Annotated in this window: 15 protein-coding genes; 6 read left to right on the top strand and 9 right to left on the bottom strand. The window is 55.9% G+C overall.

Annotated features, from left to right (window positions below; translation table 11 throughout):
• Nucleotides 1-325: 325 nt before the first annotated feature.
• Entirely contained in the window at nt 326-598 is a 273-nt protein-coding gene (locus tag AC6I8R_RS10375) for a putative hemolysin (protein WP_021183143.1), read from the top strand.
• A gap of 15 nt (nt 599-613) precedes the next feature.
• Here AC6I8R_RS10375 and AC6I8R_RS10370 read toward each other — a convergent pair whose 3' ends face one another.
• Entirely contained in the window at nt 614-1,606 is a 993-nt protein-coding gene (locus tag AC6I8R_RS10370) for a 2-hydroxyacid dehydrogenase (RefSeq protein WP_497832220.1), read from the bottom strand.
• Nucleotides 1,607-1,770: 164 nt separating this feature from the next.
• Here AC6I8R_RS10370 and AC6I8R_RS10365 point away from each other — a divergent pair, with 164 nt between their 5' ends.
• Genes AC6I8R_RS10365 through AC6I8R_RS10355 form a run of 3 tightly spaced genes read left to right on the top strand, consistent with a single transcriptional unit; the run spans nt 1,771 to nt 4,909 of the window.
• Nucleotides 1,771-4,392 (top strand): YdbH family protein, encoded by a 2,622-nt coding sequence (locus tag AC6I8R_RS10365; RefSeq protein WP_497832219.1) that lies wholly within the window; start codon nt 1,771-1,773, stop codon nt 4,390-4,392.
• Complete coding sequence (locus AC6I8R_RS10360; RefSeq protein ID WP_013509194.1) at nt 4,389-4,577, top strand: YnbE family lipoprotein; 189 nt, start codon at nt 4,389-4,391, stop codon at nt 4,575-4,577. The genes AC6I8R_RS10365 and AC6I8R_RS10360 overlap by 4 nt, the downstream gene beginning before the upstream one ends.
• Nucleotides 4,578-4,588: 11 nt before the next feature.
• Nucleotides 4,589-4,909, top strand: a complete 321-nt coding sequence (locus AC6I8R_RS10355) for a YdbL family probable chaperone protein (RefSeq protein WP_021183146.1) — start codon at nt 4,589-4,591, stop codon at nt 4,907-4,909.
• A gap of 56 nt (nt 4,910-4,965) precedes the next feature.
• On the opposite strand, the gene azoR is transcribed toward AC6I8R_RS10355, so the two are convergent.
• Nucleotides 4,966-5,565, bottom strand: a complete 600-nt coding sequence (azoR, locus tag AC6I8R_RS10350) for an FMN-dependent NADH-azoreductase (protein ID WP_021183147.1) — start codon at nt 5,563-5,565, stop codon at nt 4,966-4,968.
• A gap of 245 nt (nt 5,566-5,810) precedes the next feature.
• On the opposite strand from azoR, the gene hrpA reads away from it, so the two are divergent.
• Complete coding sequence (gene hrpA, locus AC6I8R_RS10345) at nt 5,811-9,707, top strand: ATP-dependent RNA helicase HrpA (protein WP_497832218.1); 3,897 nt, start codon at nt 5,811-5,813, stop codon at nt 9,705-9,707.
• Between the two features lie 50 nt (nt 9,708-9,757).
• Here the strand turns inward: hrpA and AC6I8R_RS10340 are convergent, their stop codons facing one another.
• The 6 genes from AC6I8R_RS10340 to rstA form a co-directional block, all read right to left on the bottom strand.
• Complete coding sequence (locus AC6I8R_RS10340) at nt 9,758-10,564, bottom strand: trypsin-like serine peptidase (RefSeq protein WP_021183149.1); 807 nt, start codon at nt 10,562-10,564, stop codon at nt 9,758-9,760.
• A 116-nt stretch (nt 10,565-10,680) separates the two neighbouring features.
• Nucleotides 10,681-10,761 carry a small membrane protein YdgU gene (gene ydgU, locus AC6I8R_RS10335; protein WP_462982560.1) on the bottom strand — a complete coding sequence of 27 codons (81 nt, stop codon included), beginning with the start codon at nt 10,759-10,761 and terminating at the stop codon, nt 10,681-10,683.
• An 83-nt stretch (nt 10,762-10,844) separates the two neighbouring features.
• A complete protein-coding gene (gene asr, locus AC6I8R_RS10330; RefSeq protein ID WP_021183150.1) occupies nt 10,845-11,288 on the bottom strand; it encodes an acid resistance repetitive basic protein Asr in 444 nt (147 codons plus the stop codon).
• A 191-nt stretch (nt 11,289-11,479) separates the two neighbouring features.
• Nucleotides 11,480-12,967 carry a carboxypeptidase M32 gene (locus AC6I8R_RS10325; protein ID WP_415173715.1) on the bottom strand — a complete coding sequence of 496 codons (1,488 nt, stop codon included), beginning with the start codon at nt 12,965-12,967 and terminating at the stop codon, nt 11,480-11,482.
• 14 nt (nt 12,968-12,981) lie between these two features.
• Nucleotides 12,982-14,289: a two-component system sensor histidine kinase RstB gene (gene rstB / locus AC6I8R_RS10320; RefSeq protein WP_021183152.1), complete on the bottom strand. Its 1,308-nt coding sequence runs from the start codon at nt 14,287-14,289 to the stop codon at nt 12,982-12,984.
• Nucleotides 14,286-15,011, bottom strand: coding sequence for a two-component system response regulator RstA (gene rstA, locus AC6I8R_RS10315; protein ID WP_021183153.1), 726 nt, complete (start codon nt 15,009-15,011; stop codon nt 14,286-14,288). Before rstA ends, rstB begins: the two co-directional genes overlap by 4 nt.
• Nucleotides 15,012-15,188: 177 nt before the next feature.
• On the opposite strand from rstA, the gene AC6I8R_RS10310 reads away from it, so the two are divergent.
• The gene (locus AC6I8R_RS10310; RefSeq protein ID WP_021183154.1) at nt 15,189-15,602 is read left to right on the top strand and encodes a hypothetical protein; all 414 of its coding nucleotides are present in this window, start codon (nt 15,189-15,191) and stop codon (nt 15,600-15,602) included.
• Here the strand turns inward: AC6I8R_RS10310 and AC6I8R_RS10305 are convergent.
• Nucleotides 15,599-16,990: a basic amino acid/polyamine antiporter gene (locus AC6I8R_RS10305; RefSeq protein WP_497832217.1), complete on the bottom strand. Its 1,392-nt coding sequence runs from the start codon at nt 16,988-16,990 to the stop codon at nt 15,599-15,601. The genes AC6I8R_RS10310 and AC6I8R_RS10305 overlap by 4 nt on opposite strands.
• Nucleotides 16,991-17,037 lie beyond the last annotated feature (47 nt).

Genomic DNA, 17,037 nt, shown 5'->3' with positions numbered 1-17,037 from the left:
ATGCCCGTAAACATTACGTCATGCTTTATCGCGCGATACGGATTGCCATAAAGTTTCCGGGGTTAATTATCTCAGTCTAGCAAAGCGGGCAGGCATCACTTTCTCATCCGTGTGATGTCAGTAGCTCGCCGCACCACTGACTAAGGTTGCTGCTTTTTAAATCATGACGGGTGCGGATAAGAGGTGAAAAAAGGGTAATCAGGATAATTCTGGTTGCAAAGTGTGAAAGAAAATTTTGTAAAAAGCTGTGTCGCCTCTCGACCCCTTGCTGCGCCTGACATATGCTGGTTCGAATTTTTCCCCCGAACCGCCCGGAGCCTGATCGATGAAAGCCGCTTCCTTCCTGCTGGCCGGTGTTGCGCTGTTACTTTCCGCTTGCAGCAGCAATAGTGATAATGAACCGCCACAACAGGCGACCGCTGCGCATATTCAACCGCAGGTGGTGATGTCGTCATTGGCGGAAACTAACTGTGCCAATGCCGGGGGAACACTGGCGTTTTCACGCCAGTTAGATGGTTCGCGCATCGGCATGTGCCAGATGGCGAATGGCCGTCGCTGCGATGAGCAGGCGCTGATCGGTGGAAGCTGCGCCCGCTAACGCAGGCGCCGGGTGTCAGGCTTTCACCTGGTTAGGGCAAGTTTCACCGCGTTCCAGCTGCCCCAGATTGTTTAACGTGGTTTCGGAGATGGCGGTCAATGCTTCCGCCGTCAGAAACGCCTGATGGCCGGTAAACAGCACGTTATGGCAGGCAGAGAGACGACGGAACACGTCATCCTGAATCACATCATTCGATTTATCTTCAAAGAACAGATCGCGTTCGTTTTCATACACGTCCATCCCCAGTGAACCGATTTTCTGCTGCTTCAGCGCATCGATTGCCGCCTGTGAATCAATCAAGCCGCCACGGCTGGTGTTGATAATCATCACGCCATCTTTCATTTGGCTGAAGGCCGCGGCATTCAGCAGATGGTGGTTTTCTGGCGTCAGCGGGCAGTGCAGGGTGATGACATCCGATTGTGACAGCAGGGTTTTGAGATCAACATATTCGGCTCCCAATTCCAGTGCCTGGGCGCTGGGATAGGGATCAAACGCCAGCAGGCGCATACCAAACCCTTTCAGAATACGCATCGCCGCCACGCCAATCTTGCCGGTGCCGACGATCCCGGCAGTTTTACCGTGCATATTGAAGCCGGTTAAGCCATCCAGCGAGAAGTTCGCATCACGCGTACGTTGATAAGCGCGATGGATACGCCGGTTGAGCGTCATCATCAGGCCAACTGCATGTTCCGCAACGGCTTCTGGCGAATAGGCGGGAACACGCACCACCTGCAAACCGAGAGCGGCGGCAGCCTCCAGATCGACGTTATTAAAACCGGCACAGCGTAGCGCGATATATTTCACGCCCAGCGCAGCCAACTCCTCCAGCACCACTTTGCCGCCATCATCATTCACGAAGATGCACACCGCATCACAGCCTACGGCGTTCTTGGCTGTGGTTTCCGTCAGCAGAAAGTCGAAGAACACCAGCTCGAATCCATAGCTGGCGTTAACATGTTCAAGATACTTCTGGTCATACTGTTTGGTACTGTAAACCGCAACTTTCATTGTTTCGCTCCTGAAAAATGGCATGTTGGCAGAGGACAGGATAACGTTTTCTGGTCGAAACAGCGCGCAATGATCGCCTGCCACCGGGTAAAACCTTCATTTACCTGGCGTAACATGCCATCATCTTCGTCAGGATTTTGTAAGGAACAGGAATGTTAGCTGCCATGACGCGGGGCCTTCGCCGAACACTTGCTGCGCTACTGGCGCTGATACTGCTGCTACTGGGACTGCTGCTGACGGTGACGCAATGGTTACCCCGGCTGGCAGGCATCTGGCTGCCGGAAGATACCCGCGTGGAGCTGAACGGCGCGCCAGGCTGGCAGCAGGGTGGCCTCTATTTCCCGGCAGTGCGTTACCTGGCGGGCGATTGTGAGCTGGCGAAAGTCAGCGATGTCAGCCTCGGTTGGCACCAGCATCGCTGGCAACTGCACGCCCGCCAGGTGCAACTCGACAGCAACTGCCTGCAATCGCTGCCGCAAAACACCACCCCGAACGATGCGCCACGTACGCTGGCGCAGTGGCAGGCATTGCTGCCCGGCGCGGATATCCACCTTGACCAACTGGTGTTGCTGCCGTGGCAGCAATATGCCGGGCAGTTTGATCTCACCCTGGATAAAACCGCGCAGCAACTGCGTTATCAGGGCGAGAATCTTACCGTTGACGCCCGTCTGCAAGGACAACAACTGCAACTCTCGCGGTTGACGCTAACGCAACCGTTGCTCCCCAAACCGCTGGATCTACAGGGTACGCTGACGCTGCCCACCTTTGCCGACGGCCTTCCGGTCGCGGGTGAGTTAACGGGGGATGCGAGTCTGAGCCAATGGCCGCAGCCACTGCGGCTGGCGCTGAACTGGCAGCAGCAGCAAGGGACGCTAACCGTGAGTCAGCAGGGCGACGATCAGCCATTGCTGCAACTACCGTGGCAGATCGATCAACAACACATTCGTATTACTCAGGGACACTGGCGCTGGCCGCAGCCCGATCAACCGTTGTCGGGCGGTCTGGCATTGACCTTAACCGACTGGCAGCAGGGACTGGATCGCACCCAGGTTCAGGGACGATTTAACCTGCTGACGCAAGGCAAAGGGGGCAAAGGCAACCTGGTGTTGAGTGTCGGGCCAGGGACGCTCAGCCTGAATAACAGCGCCTTGCCGTTCCAGCTTACTGGCGAAAGTAAATTCGCCCGGTTGCAGTTATATGGCGCCATCCCCGGCGAGTTGCAGGGGATGCTGACCGACCCGCAACTGGTGTTGAAACCGGGTGCCTTGTTGCGCCTGCGCGGTCGATTGTTGTCAACGCTGGAGGTGGATGAGGCGCGCTGGCCGCTGGCGGGCGTGACCTTGAGCAGCAAGGGTATTAACGGACGTTTGCAGGCGATCCTGCAAGCCCACGACCCCAGCTTTGGCCGTTTGCGGCTGCACCTCGACGGGCGCGCCACGCAATTCTGGCCGGACAGTGGACGCTGGAACTGGCGCTACTGGGGCGATGGCATGATGCAGCCGCTCAACGCCAAATGGGATGTGAAAGGGACCGGCAGTTGGCAGGACACCCTGATTAGCCTGGATACGCTGGACACCGGATTTGACCAACTGGCATATGGTATGGCGCAGGTGAGCAAACCGCGTTTGACCCTGACCGCACCGGTACGCTGGCAGCGCGATGCGCAGCAACCCAGCTTTGCTGGTGGCTTTGTGTTGAAATCCGGCCAGACGCATTTCAGCTATGGTGGCTGGCTGCCGCCGTCAGAGCTTGAGTTTGCGGCCAAAGGCAGCGACCCCAGTCAGTTTATCTGGCACGGCCAGCTTAAGGCGGGTGAGATCGGTCCGTTGCGGGTGAATGGTCGCTGGGATGGTGAGCGTCTGCGCGGCCAGGCCTGGTGGCCAGCACAATCGCTGGCGGTATTTCAGCCGTTGCTCAGTAGCGATTTGAAGATGCGCATTCAGTCTGGTCAACTCCAGGCACAGGTGGCTTTCTCCGCCGCCACCGATCAAGGTTTCGAGGCGGGTGGTCACTGGACGGTGAAAAATGGCAGCGTCTGGATGCCGGATAGCGAAATCAACGGCATCGATTTCTCGCTGCCGTTTCGACTGAAGGCCGACCAGTGGCAGTTGGGACGACGTGGGCCGGTTTCTCTGCGCATTGCCGAGATAAAAAACCAGTTTGCCTTGCAGAACATCACCGCCGATTTACAGGGGCATTATCCGTGGCAGGAACGTCAGCCGTTGCGGCTATCTAACGTCAATCTTGACCTGCTGGGCGGCCATGTCAGCCTGCCAGAACTGCGCCTGCCGCAGCACGAAGCGGCGCTGATTTCTCTGCGTGACATTGATCTCAGCCGCCTGATCACCGCAATAAAACCAAAGCAATTTGCTATGTCCGGCAAGGTGAATGGCGAGCTGCCGCTGTGGATCAACAATCCGCGCTGGCTGATTGAAAAAGGCTGGATTGCCAATGGGGGACCACTGACGTTTCGCATGGATAAAGATATGGCCGATGCCATCACCACAAACAACATTGCCGCAGGCGCGGCGATGGACTGGCTGCGCTATATGGAGATCTCCCGCTCATGGGCCACGCTGGATCTGGATAACTTTGGCAATCTGACCCTGCAATCTGAGGTAAAGGGCACCAGCCAGTTCAGCAACCGGCGGCAGTCGGTCAATCTTAACTACCGTCATCAGGAAAACCTGTTCCAGCTGTGGCGCAGCCTGCGCTTTGGCGATAATTTGCAATCCTGGGTGGAGCAAAACGCCACCCTGCCATCCAAGAAGGATCCCCAACCATGAGCCTGAGGGCATTACTGGTGCTGGCAGCCGGGCTGCCGCTGATCGGCTGTGTGCCGCGCATTGAAGTTGCTGCGCCGAAAGAGCCAATCACCATCAATATGAATGTGAAAATCGAGCATGAAATCCACATCAAGGTCGATAAAGATGTGGAAGCGCTGCTGAAAAATCAGAGCGGTTTATTTTGAGGAGGGCAGCGATGAAACAAAAAGGAATCGCGTGGTTGCTGGCGATGCTGTTGGTACCTTCCGCCTGGGCACTGACGCTTGATCAGGCACGTCAGCAGGGGCGCGTCGGCGAAACCCTGAGCGGTTATATTGCGGCGCGTCAGCAGGACAGCGAAACCCTGGCGCTGGTGAAACGTATCAATGAGGGACGCAGCCAGCAATATCAACGCGTGGCGCAGCAGAACAATCTCACCAGCGGTGAGGTGGCGCGCATTGCCGGGGAAAAACTGGTGGATCGTGCCGGTGCTGGCGAATATGTGCAGGGCATCAATGGACAATGGTTACGCAAATAGCCAAAAAAAAACCGGGCACTCAGGCCCGGCAAAAAGATAGCATTCTTTTTTAAAGATTACGCAGCAACAATCTCTTTGATCGCGTCTTTCGCATCGCTGGCCGCTTTGGTCGCCACTTCCGGACCATAAGCGATACCTTCTGCGAACACGAAGTTCACATCAGTGATGCCGATGAAGCCGAGGAACAGCTTAACGTACGGCGTCAGCAGGTCAGTCGGGGTATCTTTATGGATGCCGCCACGGCTGGACAGAATCACTGCACGTTTACCTTTCACCAGACCTTCCGGGCCTGCTTCGGTGTAACGGAAAGTTACGCCAGCACGGGCAATCAGGTCGAAGTAGTTTTTCAGCTGGGTCGGGATGTTGAAGTTGTACATCGGTGCAGCGATAACTACGACGTCATGAGCTTGCAGTTCAGCAATCAGTTCGTCTGACAGAGCCAGCGCTTCTTGTTGACGCGGAGACAGCGGTGCGTCAGACGGACGCAGCGCACCCACCAGCTCACCGTCCAGAACCGGGATCGGATTCGCGGCCAGGTCACGAACGGTGACGGTATCACCTTTGCTCTGTGCCTGTTCAACATAGAAATCAGCCAGTTGGTTGGACTGAGAGTAACCGGCCAGGATGCTGGATTTCAGAACTAATACTTTGCTCATGGTGTTTTCCTGTTTGTTACGCGGAAGGCTTACCGCTCAATGCGTTACACTCTACGGAGATCCCCCTGCGGTGAAAAGCGCAATATTTCGAGAGCCATGTTCGAATTTATTGAATAAGGCCGCACGCGCGGTCAGGGCGGCAGGGGCAAATTATGCTATGATGCCGTCCATTAATTGATTGAATCCGCCGTGATTTTCGGCCGGCAGCGCACCGGTTGCCCTGCCACAACAGGTAACTCATTACTATGTCATCATCCGTTACTTCTCCTTTAGCGCCGCTCTGGACGCGACTTGATAACCTGATGTTACGCGATCGCCAACGGTTACAACGGCGACTCCAGGGCGCGACAAAAGTAAAAAATCCTGAAGCACAACAGGGGATTGCGACCGATCTGGCCGCCGAGTTCACCCTCGCGGAGCAGCGCGTGGCGCAACGTATGGCGGCTACGCCGCGCATTACCTTTCCGGAAAATCTGCCGGTCAGCCAGAAGCAGCAGGCGATCGCTGAAGCGATTCGCGACCATCAGGTGGTGATTGTTGCCGGTGAAACGGGTTCGGGGAAAACCACGCAGTTACCAAAGATTTGTCTGGCGCTGGGCCGTGGGGTTAAAGGGTTGATTGGTCATACCCAACCCCGCCGTCTGGCGGCGCGCACCGTAGCGAACCGCATCGCGGATGAACTGGAGACGTCACTCGGTGGTTGCATCGGCTACAAGGTGCGTTTTAATGATCAGGTCAGCGACACCACCCAGGTGAAGCTGATGACCGACGGTATTTTGCTGGCAGAAATCCAGCAGGATCGCCTGTTGTTGCAATATGACACCATCATCATCGATGAAGCGCATGAACGTAGCCTGAACATCGATTTTCTGCTCGGTTATCTGCGCGAATTGCTGCCACGCCGTCCCGATTTGAAGGTGATCATCACCTCGGCGACCATCGATCCCCAGCGCTTTTCACGCCATTTTCACAATGCGCCGGTGATTGAAGTCTCTGGGCGCACTTTCCCGGTGGAGGTGCGTTATCGTCCTGTGGTTGAAGAAGCCGAGGATACCGATCGTGACCAGCTTCAGGCGATTTTCGATGCGGTGGATGAACTGGGACAGGAAAGTCGGGGTGATATCCTGATCTTTATGAGCGGTGAACGCGAAATTCGCGATACCGCCGATGCGCTGATGAAGCGCGACTTGCCGCATACCGAGATTCTGCCGCTGTACGCGCGATTGTCGAATGCCGAACAGAACCGGGTGTTCCAGTCGCACAGTGGACGCCGCATCGTGCTGGCGACCAACGTGGCGGAAACCTCACTGACCGTGCCGGGTATTAAGTACGTTATCGACCCCGGCACGGCACGTATCAGCCGCTACAGCTACCGCACCAAAGTTCAGCGCCTGCCGATTGAGCCGGTTTCACAGGCATCGGCTAACCAGCGTAAAGGCCGTTGCGGTCGCGTCTCGGAAGGTATCTGTATCCGTCTCTACTCAGAAGACGATTTCCTCAGCCGTCCTGAGTTTACCGACCCGGAGATTCTGCGTACCAACCTCGCGTCGGTTATTTTGCAGATGACCGCGCTCGGGCTGGGCGATATCGCTGCCTTCCCGTTTGTCGAAGCACCGGATAAGCGCAATATCCAGGACGGGGTGCGCCTGCTGGAGGAGCTGGGGGCGATCACCGTCAATGAGGATGGTCACTACAAACTGACGGCATCAGGACGGCAACTGGCGTTGCTGCCGGTCGATCCGCGTCTGGCGCGCATGGTGCTGGAAGCGCAGAAATTTGGTTGCGTACGTGAAGCGATGATCATCACCGCTGCGCTGTCGATTCAGGATCCGCGTGAGCGTCCGGTGGAGAAACAGCAGGCATCGGACGAAAAACATCGGCGATTTGCTGACAAAGAGTCAGATTTTCTCGCTTTCGTTAATTTGTGGAACTATCTCCAGGAACAACAAAAGGCGCTGTCGGGCAATCAGTTCCGTCGCCAGTGTAAAAGCGACTATCTCAACTATCTGCGTGTGCGTGAATGGCAGGATATTTATACCCAGTTGCGTCAGGTGGTGCGTGAACAAGGTATGCCGGTCAACAGCGAACCTGCGCCTTATCGTGAAGTACACTGCGCGTTGCTGACGGGCTTGCTATCACATATCGGGCAGAAAGACGCAGAAAAACAAGAATTTACCGGCGCACGCAACGCCCGCTTCTCCATCTTCCCCGGTTCCGGGCTATTTAAGAAGCCGCCCAAGTGGACCATGGTGGCGGAGCTGGTGGAAACCAGCCGTCTGTGGGGACGCATTGCGGCACGCATTGATCCTGAATGGATCGAACCACTGGCGCAGCACTTGCTGAAGCGCAGCTACAGCGAACCGCACTGGGAAAAAGCCCAGGGCGCGGTAATGGCCAGTGAAAAAGTGACGCTGTACGGTTTGCCGATTGTACAGGCGCGCAAGGTCAACTACGGCCAGATTGATCCGCAGCTAAGCCGTGAATTGTTTATCCGTCACGCGCTGGTGGAGGGGGACTGGCAGAACCGTCACGCCTTCTTCCGCAGCAACCAAAAACTGCGTAGCGAAGTGGAAGACCTGGAACATAAATCACGCCGCCGCGACATCCTGGTTGATGATGAAACCTTGTTTGCTTTCTACGACCGACGTATCGGCAGCGAGGTGGTTTCCGCGCGCCATTTTGACAGTTGGTGGAAAAAGGCCAGCAAAGAAAACGCGGATTTGCTCAGTTTTGATAAGCAGATGCTGATCAAAGATGGCGCGGAAAAGGTCAGCCAACTCGATTACCCGAATTTCTGGCATCAGGGCAATCTGAAGCTGAAACTCAGTTACCAGTTTGAACCGGGCGCAGATGCTGACGGGGTGACGGTGCATATTCCGCTGCCGCTACTCAATCAGGTGGAGGAAGGTGGCTTTGAGTGGCAGATCCCGGGCGTACGCCGCGAGCTGGTGATTGCGTTGATTAAGTCATTACCGAAACCGGTTCGACGTAATCTGGTGCCCGCCCCGAACTATGCTGAGGCCTTCCTTGGACGCGTTACGGCGCTGGAGCTGCCGTTGCTGGATGCGCTGGAGCGTGAGTTCCGCCGCATGACCGGTGTCACCATTGACCGCGAAGCCTGGCAGTGGGATCAGGTGCCCGATCACCTGAAAATGACATTCCGCGTGGTTGACGAACACAACCGTAAGTTGCAGGAAGGCAAGGACCTGCATCAGTTGAAGCAGGCGCTGAAAGGCAAAGTACAGGAAACCCTGTCGAAAGTGGCGGATGACGGGCTGGAGCAGAGCGGCCTGCATATCTGGAGCTTTGGTGATTTGCCACAAAGCTATGAACAGAAGCGGGGCAGTTATCAGGTTAAAGCCTGGCCTGCGCTGGTGGATGAAAAAGACAGCGTTGCCATCCGCCTGTTCGACAGCGAACAGGAACAACAAAAGATGATGTGGCGCGGTCAGCGGCGTTTGCTGCTGCTCAATATCCCGTCACCGATCAAATATCTGCATGAGAAGCTGCCGAACAAAGCCAAGCTCGGTCTGTACTTTAACCCGTACGGCAAAGTGCTGGATCTGATTGATGACTGCATCGCCTGTGGCGTGGATAAGCTGATGGGTGAAGCCGGTGGTCCGGCGTGGCAGCAGGAGAATTTCGAGCAGCTACGTGACAAAGTGCGTGCCGAACTGAATGAAACGGTGGTCACCATCGCGAAGCAGGTGGAGCAGATTCTGACCTGCGTATTCAATATCAACAAACGCCTGAAGGGCCGGGTGGATATGTCGCTGGCGCTGGCGTTGGCTGATATCAAAAATCAGATGAATGGCCTGGTATACCGTGGTTTCGTCACCGGCAATGGCTGGCAGCGGCTGGCGGATACCTTACGCTATTTGCAGGGCATCGAACGCCGTCTGGAGAAGCTGCCGGTGGACCCGCACAGCGATCGGGCGCGGATGTTGAAAGTGCAGGCGGTGGAGCAGGCGTGGCAGAGCTGGCGTAACAAGCTGCCGCCGCAACGTCAGGACGATGCAGAGGTGCTGGCGATTCGCTGGATGCTGGAAGAATTACGTATCAGCTACTTTGCCCAGCAACTGGGCACCCCTTATCCGATTTCGGATAAGCGTATTGTGCAGACTATGGAGCAAATGGGATGACCTTCGTATCGGCACGATTTATCGCGCCGATACGGGGCATTAGCGCAATGCTATTGCGCTAATGCTTCCAGCTTGTCCCGGAACGAGGTGACGGCAATCGCACGGTTATCCGCACGATAACGATCTGCCGGGGCAGGTGCCGAGCTTTGTACCGCAATCAGCTGCCAGCCATCATCTTTCTTCAGCAACAACGGTGAACCGCTGTCGCCGGGCAGGGTATCGCATTGATGCGATAACACCGCGCGTTGCGCCCAGCCAGTCACCAGGCAATCGCTGTGTGAATACAGCGTATCCAGATGATCTTCCGGGTAACCCGCCTGTGTCACTTTACGACCGGTGGCTTTCAACGCATCGGTTAAATCGCCGCGTGATCCATCAAACAAGGGAATCGGGGTAATCGCCGAGGGTGGATTGTGCAGAATCACCAAACCGTAATCATAAGGGGCGGCGTCAGGCGGGACGATCCAGCCTTCACCATCGGCTTTTAACTTACGCGCCAGCGACGGTTCGACGCGGGCGTCGATATCATGGATTTCATAACGCCAGCCTTTGCTGCCTGCCATAAAACGCAACGCTACCGGTTTGTCGAACTTACCGGGCGGGGTGAGCAGGCAATGACCGGCGGTGAGCGCCAGATGGGCAGAGATCAGCGTCGCGGTGCACAGGTTGCCACTTTCGGTCTCCAGTTGACCAATGGCGTCCCAGGGGGCAGCGCTGACATCGCTGATCGCTTTGCGGTGATCCTTGCCAAAGAACAGGGTTTTGATGTCATCAGGGCTTGGCCCGTCTTCATCATCGGCATGTGCTGCGAGGTTAAAGCTGAAAATACCAACAAATAACAGGATAGCCAGGCGCATAGTTCTCTCAATGGCGAGAATAAGTAGAGGTTTTTGTCATCACGCTTGAGCGATAACTATAGTCGGAGAGCGGTAAAAAAGGGAGAAATATTGGAATAATCAGCACGCTACAACGACTAAATAAAAAAACTGGCTGCGACAATCCCGCACAGGATCACCACAATCAAAATGATTTCGAAGCGATAGCGACGCACCATATTCCGCTACTCCAGTAAACAAACACCCGGCAGAACCGGGTGTTTTCAATCATTAATGCAAGGTCGGGCGCGCGAAGGCAACCTTATTTAGCGGCTTTTTTGGTCGCTTTTTTGTGGTGCTTTTTAGCAGCCTGAGCTTTCTGTGCAGCAGGTTTAGTTACTTTTTTGTGGTGCTTTTTAGCAGCCTGGGCTTTCTGTGCAGCCGGTTTGGTTGCTTTTTTGTGGTGCTTTTTAGCAGCCTGGGCTTTCTGTGCAGCTGGTTTGGTTGCTTTTTTGTGGTGCTTTTTAGCAGCCTGAGCTTTCTGTGCAGCCGGGGCTTTCTTAGCTACTTTTTTGTGCTTCTTGGCAGCCTGAGCTTTCTGAGCAGCGGCTTTCTTGTGTTTGTGCGTAGTTGCTTTGTGCTTAACTGGTGCAGCAGTAGTGGTTGCAGCAGCAGCCGGAGCCGGAGTAGCAGTGGTTTCAGCTGCGAAAGCTACAGAAGACAGACCCATAGCAGCGGCGATCACCAGCGCAAATAATTTTTTCATTGCAAATTCCTCGAACTATTTTTTCATGTGTAGCCCACTGCGGGGCCGGTGAAATGACTATATGTAATCGCAACAGTTCTTTCCGTGAGGGATTGGTATCGGCGTGTAACGGAATGTACAAAGGTAGCGGCGCGATTTATCGCGCGGGTTTTTATACGGCGAAAAAGGCGCGATGAATCGCGCCGCGCAGTTTAATCAGTCAGGTAACGTTGTTCAAGATGCTGACGGAAATAGGCCGGATTTAAGGTTTCTCCGGTGGCGTTCACCAGTAACTGTTGGGTGGGGAAACGACTGCCGTGTTGCCAGATGTTTTGTTGCAGCCAGTCAAACACCGGTTGCAGCTCGCCGTGCTGAATCAGCTCGCTAATCTGTGGAAGCGCGCGTTTAACCGCCTGGAACAGTTGAGCGGCATACATTGCGCCCAGGGTGTAAGTCGGGAAGTAGCCAAAGGCACCGTCTGTCCAGTGAATATCCTGCATGCAACCGTCGCGGTAATTACCCCGGGTGTCGATACCCAGCGACTGCTGCATCTTTTCGTCCCACAGCGCCGGAATGTCATCAACTTCAATCTCGCCTTCAATCAATGCGCGTTCGATTTCGTAACGCAGGATGACATGCGCCGGATAGCTCAGTTCATCGGCATCGACGCGAATGAAACCAGGTTTCACGCGTTGGGTCAGACGAATAAAGTTTTCACTGCTCAGGGCAGGTTGATCACCCATCAGGGCAATAACCTGTGGCTGGATATGCTGGAGAAACTCGCGGCTGCGTCCAAGTTGCATCTCCATAAACAGGCTCTGCGATTCATGCATCGCCGTGGAGCGCGCAAGCGCGACCGGCTGGCCGCGCCACTGCTGCGGCAGATTTTGCTCATAACGGGCATGACCGGTTTCGTGGATCACCCCCATCATGGCGCTGAGGAAGTCATTCTCGTTGTAGCGCGTGGTGATACGGACATCTTCGGGTACCCCGCCACAAAATGGGTGAGCGCTGACGTCGAGGCGGCCATGATTAAAATCGAAGCCCAGCGTCGCCATCAGGCTCAGGCCGAGCTGCTTTTGTGCCTCAATGGCAAAGGGACCAACCGGGGCGAGGGTGGTCTGATGCTGTTGCTTTGCCACCACCTTTTGCAGCAGATCCGGCAGCCAGCTTTTTAAATCACCAAACGTCTGGTCGAGTTGGGCGCTGGTCATCCCCGGTTCGAACACATCCAGCAGGGCATCGTAGCGCGAGATACCTGACGCATCGGCGCGCAGTTGCGCTTCTTCGCGGCTTAATTTCACCACTTCCTTCAGATTGGCGGAGAAACCTTGCCAGTCGTTGGCCGGACGCTGGGTACGCCAGGCATGTTCACAGCGTGAACCCGCGAGAGACTTGGCTTCCACCAGCGCGGCGGGCAGCAGGGTAGCCTGCTGCCAGGCACGCTGCATTTCCGTCAGGTTTGCCTGCTCAACATCGTTGAGCGACTCCTGCTGCGCCGCCGCGAACAGGCCACCAAGGCGTTTATCGGTCAGCAGTTCGTGCATAAACACGCTCAGTTCCGCCATCGCTTCGCCCCGGGCACGGCTGCCTCCGGCTGGCATGGTGGTTTGCATATCAACGCCAGCAATGGCACCTAAATGACCAAAACGGGACAGGCGCAGAAAAGTGCGGCTAAGTTCCTGATAAGCTGAGGACACAGGCAAACTCCTTGTTAAGTTAAGCGCGAGGGGATTTCCCGCAACGGTAAGTCAACTGGCCAGCAAAAGCGAACGCTGGCACCGCCCAGCGGGCTGCTTTCAATGGTGACGTTGCCCTGCAACGCCAGCGCGATGGAGTGGACAATCGCCAGCCCCAGACCACAACCCCCGGTGGCGCGATCGCGGCTGGGATCGAGTCGGACAAAGGGTTCAAACACGCGTTCGCGTTCTTCCTGCGGGATGCCGGGGCCATCATCCTCCACCTGCAAACAACCAACGCTGCCGTCAAACCACAGGCTGACGCGCAACCGCGACTGGGCGTAGCGCAGCGCATTGTTCACCAGGTTATCCAGTACGCGCTCCATCAAACGGGTGTCGGCAACGCCGTAGTTTTCACGTTGCGGAATGTCGAGATCGATTTGCGCCTGCGGATTGATCGCCTGTACATCTTCAATATGCAGCCGCAGCCATTCGGCAAGATCGAACGATTTCAGGCTCAGGTCGACCCGAGGGCGGTCGAGACGTGCATAGGTGAGCAACTCTTCAATTAAGCTCTCCAGCTGCCCGATGTCACGATTAAGCGCGGCAGACTCGCTTTCGCTGAGGTTTTCGCTCATCTCCAGGCGGTAACGCAGGCGTACCAACGGGGTGCGTAATTCGTGGGCGATGCCGTCAATCAGCTGCTTTTTGCTGGCGACCAGCGTGTTGATGTTATCAGCCATCTGGTTGAAAGCCACGCCGAGGCGGAACAGGCTGGAGGTGCTGTCGAAATGGGTACGTACGTCCAGCTCGCCGCGGCCGAAGCGCTGCGCGGCTTTTTCCAGCCGCAGCATCTCTTTCCAGTGCGGGCGCATCCAGATAAACACCGGCAACGCCAGCGACATGCCGATAAACGCCAGCAGCGCGATATCCAGCAGGCGCATCTGGTGCAGATAAAACAGATAAGGGATCGGGCCGACCGACAATACATAGTGGCTGCGCGGGATGTGTTGCAGGAAGGTGTATTGATCGTCGAGCGCGACGATTTCCCCCGCGCGCAATCGCTTCATATTCAGCTCATCAAGTTCATATTTACTCATTGGCTCGATGTGCAGGTCAAACGAGAGGTTGAGATCGAGGCTACGAATGGTTTTATTCCAGTCATGCGGCGGGATCTCGCGTAACTCACTGCGCATCAGAAACAGTGAGCTGGCCATCAAATCGTTCATCGACTGGCGTCCGGCGCGTTCGGCCGTGAATTTGTACACCAGCCCAACCAGCAGGGTCATCACCAGAAAACAGACAAACAGCAGCAGATAGAACTGGATAAAAAGCTTTCTCATGCGGTTCGGGTATCCCAGGCCTGCGGCGCGAACAGATAACCTTTGTTACGGATGGTTTTGATGCGAAACGGTTCGGTTGCGCTGTCGTACAATTTTTTGCGCAGGCGCGAAATTGCCACATCAATGCTGCGATCCATCCCGTCATAGCTGACGCCACGCAGGGTTTGTAACAGCGCATCGCGATTGAGGATCTGTCCGGCGTGGTTCGCCAGCTCCCACAGCAGATCGAAATCAGCGGTCGACAGGGTGATGTTTTCATCAAACAGCGTGACCTGACGATTCAGCGCATCGATGGTCAGCGAGCCAAAGCGCAACACTTTTTGCGAGCTTTGGACCGCCGGCGTGATTTCCGGCTGGCCGATATGCGCCTGGCGCAAATGGAGACGCAGGCGTGCCAGCAGCACAGCGGGTGGGGTGGTTTTGAGAATATAGTCGTTGGCACCCATTTCCAGCGCCAGAATGTGGTTCATATCGCTATCCAGCGAGGTCAGCAACACAATCGGTCCTTGCCAGCTGGCGCGTAAGTCGCGACACAGGGTCATACCGTCTTTCCCTGGTAACATGATATCCAGCATCACCAGGTCAGGATCCGCAGCGGCAATGGTGGCTTCAGCGCGATCGCCGCGCGTTTCCACGATCACGTCAATATCATGACGCCCAAGGTAGGCGGCAATCAGTTCGCCGACTTCCGGTTCATCTTCCACATATACAATCTTGTTCATAATCCACTGCGACTGGTGAGTATGGACAGCAGCATAGCTTTTTCGGCCTTTCAGCTCTATGCTACAGCACGAAATATCCTTTGCTCTCTGGTATCCGCACGGTGAAATGTGCCATTATTACCGACGCGTTGTAGCGCAAGGTTCGGAACCGTAATGAAAAACAGGAGGAGTGCGAGGGTGTCTGATAAAGAGCTGGCTTCAGCCGGATACAGTGACCGCATCTGCTTCAATTACAGTGATTTCCTTTCCGCCTCGTGTAAAAAACGCTGGAGCTTCGTCGACGCTATCTATGGCGTGTTGCCAATTTTCGGCATGGTCACCCGTAAATCAGCGCACAGTTTACAGGCCAGCGATGACCATCTGAAAGAATTAGCATTACAAATCATTTCAACCCAGGTCAGTGACGAGATTAACATTGCTCGCCTGATTACCCTTGCTGAACAGCAGCACATCAGCCGCTTTGATATCCAGTTACCTTATCCGCTGTCGGCGGAGCAGCTTGACGCTATCCATCATGAATACCGTAAGCCGCTCAACCTGACACAGCAGGGCGACCTGCTGTGTGTCACCATTCCCGGCAAGCCGCATTAATTCGCCAGCTGCCACACGGCGGGCAGGGACGCGGCCATCAACATCATAATCGCGATACGTTCCAGCTGTGACAGCGCGTTGCTGGCACGGCCGCCACGGCGCGCATAGAGAAACAGCAAAACGCCCGGCGCGTACAGCACCACCGAAAGCAGCAGATGCAGTGGACCAGAGGCGTACAGCAGCCAGATGCCATACAGGCTGGCACCGATGCCGGTCAGCATCAATAACGGTTTCTGCTGGCCGCGTACCACCTTGATCAGGTATAGGCCAACCAGCAGATAGGGCACGAGGATCATCTCGGACGCGATGGTCAGCAAGGTATTGTAATCGGCGCCGGTGACGGCAATCAGAATCAGACAGACCTGAACGCTAGCGTTGGTGAGCCATAGCGATGCCGCAGGCGCATTATGGCGATTCTGGCGGGCGATGCTGCGCGGGAAGGCCCCTTGCTGCGCCGCGAGGAACGGCACTTCGGCTGCCATAATGGTCCAGCTCAGATAAGCGCCGCACACCGAGATAATCAACCCGATGGCAATCACCGCGTCACCCCAGTGGCCGATCAGATGCTGCATTAAGCCCGCCATCGAGGGATTGCGCATCTGCGCCAGTTCGGCACGCGGCACCACGCCAAGCGACAGCAACGTCACCAGCAGATACACCAGCAGCGCCGCCAGCACTGCCAGCAGGGTAGCGCGTCCGACATCTTTCTTATGGCGGGCGCGAGCTGACACCACCACTGCACCTTCCACGCCGATAAATACCCACAAGGTAATCAGCATGGTCTGCTTCACTTGTTCCCACAGCGGTTTGCCCAGGGCAACGCCAGTGAAATCGAGACGGAAACGGTCGAGGTTAAACGCCAGCACGGCCAGCACCACAAACAGCAGCAACGGCACCAGTTTACCCAGAGTTGCCAACAGATTGATGCTGGCTGCCGTCTGCACCCCGCGCAGCACCAGGGCGTGGACCAGCCACAACAGCATCGATGCACCGAGCATCGCCTGCCAGGTGTTACCGTCACCAAAGACCACATGACCCGGACTGTCAGTGAAAAAACTCAGGGCGGAAAAGACAATCACCAGATAGGAGACGTTGGCTATCACTGCGCACAGCCAGTAGCCCCACGCCGAGCAGAAGCCCATCAACTCGCCAAATCCGGCACGCGCATAGGCGAAGATGCCGCCATCCAGCTCCGGTTGCAGACGCGTCAGAAACAGCATCGCCAGTGAGAGCAACAGAATTCCGACGCCGGTGATTAACCAGCCAATCAGCAATGCCGCAGGACCGGCAACTGCGGCCATATTTTGTGGCAGGCTAAATACCCCTGCGCCGAGCATTGAACTGAGCACCAGCGCGGTGAGCGCGCTAAGACCTAATTTTTTATCCAAAACGCCATTCCTGAACAGCAGAGTCTGCTGGGTAAAAACGATTCCGC

This window comes from Pantoea sp. X-Soil-OKNW-713 (assembly GCF_059730685.1).
The sequence above is the reverse complement of the archived record's forward strand: the minus strand, read 5'-3'. Positions and strand labels throughout refer to the sequence as shown.

Excerpts from the sequence above, each read along its gene's own strand:
- azoR (WP_021183147.1), bottom strand. The coding sequence starts at position 5,565 with ATGAGCAAAGTATTAGTTCTGAAATCCAGCATCCTGGCCGGTTACTCT.
- AC6I8R_RS10355 (WP_021183146.1), top strand. The coding sequence starts at position 4,589 with ATGAAACAAAAAGGAATCGCGTGGTTGCTGGCGATGCTGTTGGTACCT.
- AC6I8R_RS10340 (WP_021183149.1), bottom strand. The coding sequence starts at position 10,564 with ATGCGCCTGGCTATCCTGTTATTTGTTGGTATTTTCAGCTTTAACCTC.
- AC6I8R_RS10370 (WP_497832220.1), bottom strand. The coding sequence starts at position 1,606 with ATGAAAGTTGCGGTTTACAGTACCAAACAGTATGACCAGAAGTATCTT.
- AC6I8R_RS10365 (WP_497832219.1), top strand. The coding sequence starts at position 1,771 with ATGACGCGGGGCCTTCGCCGAACACTTGCTGCGCTACTGGCGCTGATA.
- rstA (WP_021183153.1), bottom strand. The coding sequence starts at position 15,011 with ATGAACAAGATTGTATATGTGGAAGATGAACCGGAAGTCGGCGAACTG.
- AC6I8R_RS10375 (WP_021183143.1), top strand. The coding sequence starts at position 326 with ATGAAAGCCGCTTCCTTCCTGCTGGCCGGTGTTGCGCTGTTACTTTCC.
- asr (WP_021183150.1), bottom strand. The coding sequence starts at position 11,288 with ATGAAAAAATTATTTGCGCTGGTGATCGCCGCTGCTATGGGTCTGTCT.
- ydgU (WP_462982560.1), bottom strand. The coding sequence starts at position 10,761 with ATGGTGCGTCGCTATCGCTTCGAAATCATTTTGATTGTGGTGATCCTG.
- hrpA (WP_497832218.1), top strand. The coding sequence starts at position 5,811 with ATGTCATCATCCGTTACTTCTCCTTTAGCGCCGCTCTGGACGCGACTT.
- rstB (WP_021183152.1), bottom strand. The coding sequence starts at position 14,289 with ATGAGAAAGCTTTTTATCCAGTTCTATCTGCTGCTGTTTGTCTGTTTT.
- AC6I8R_RS10360 (WP_013509194.1), top strand. The coding sequence starts at position 4,389 with ATGAGCCTGAGGGCATTACTGGTGCTGGCAGCCGGGCTGCCGCTGATC.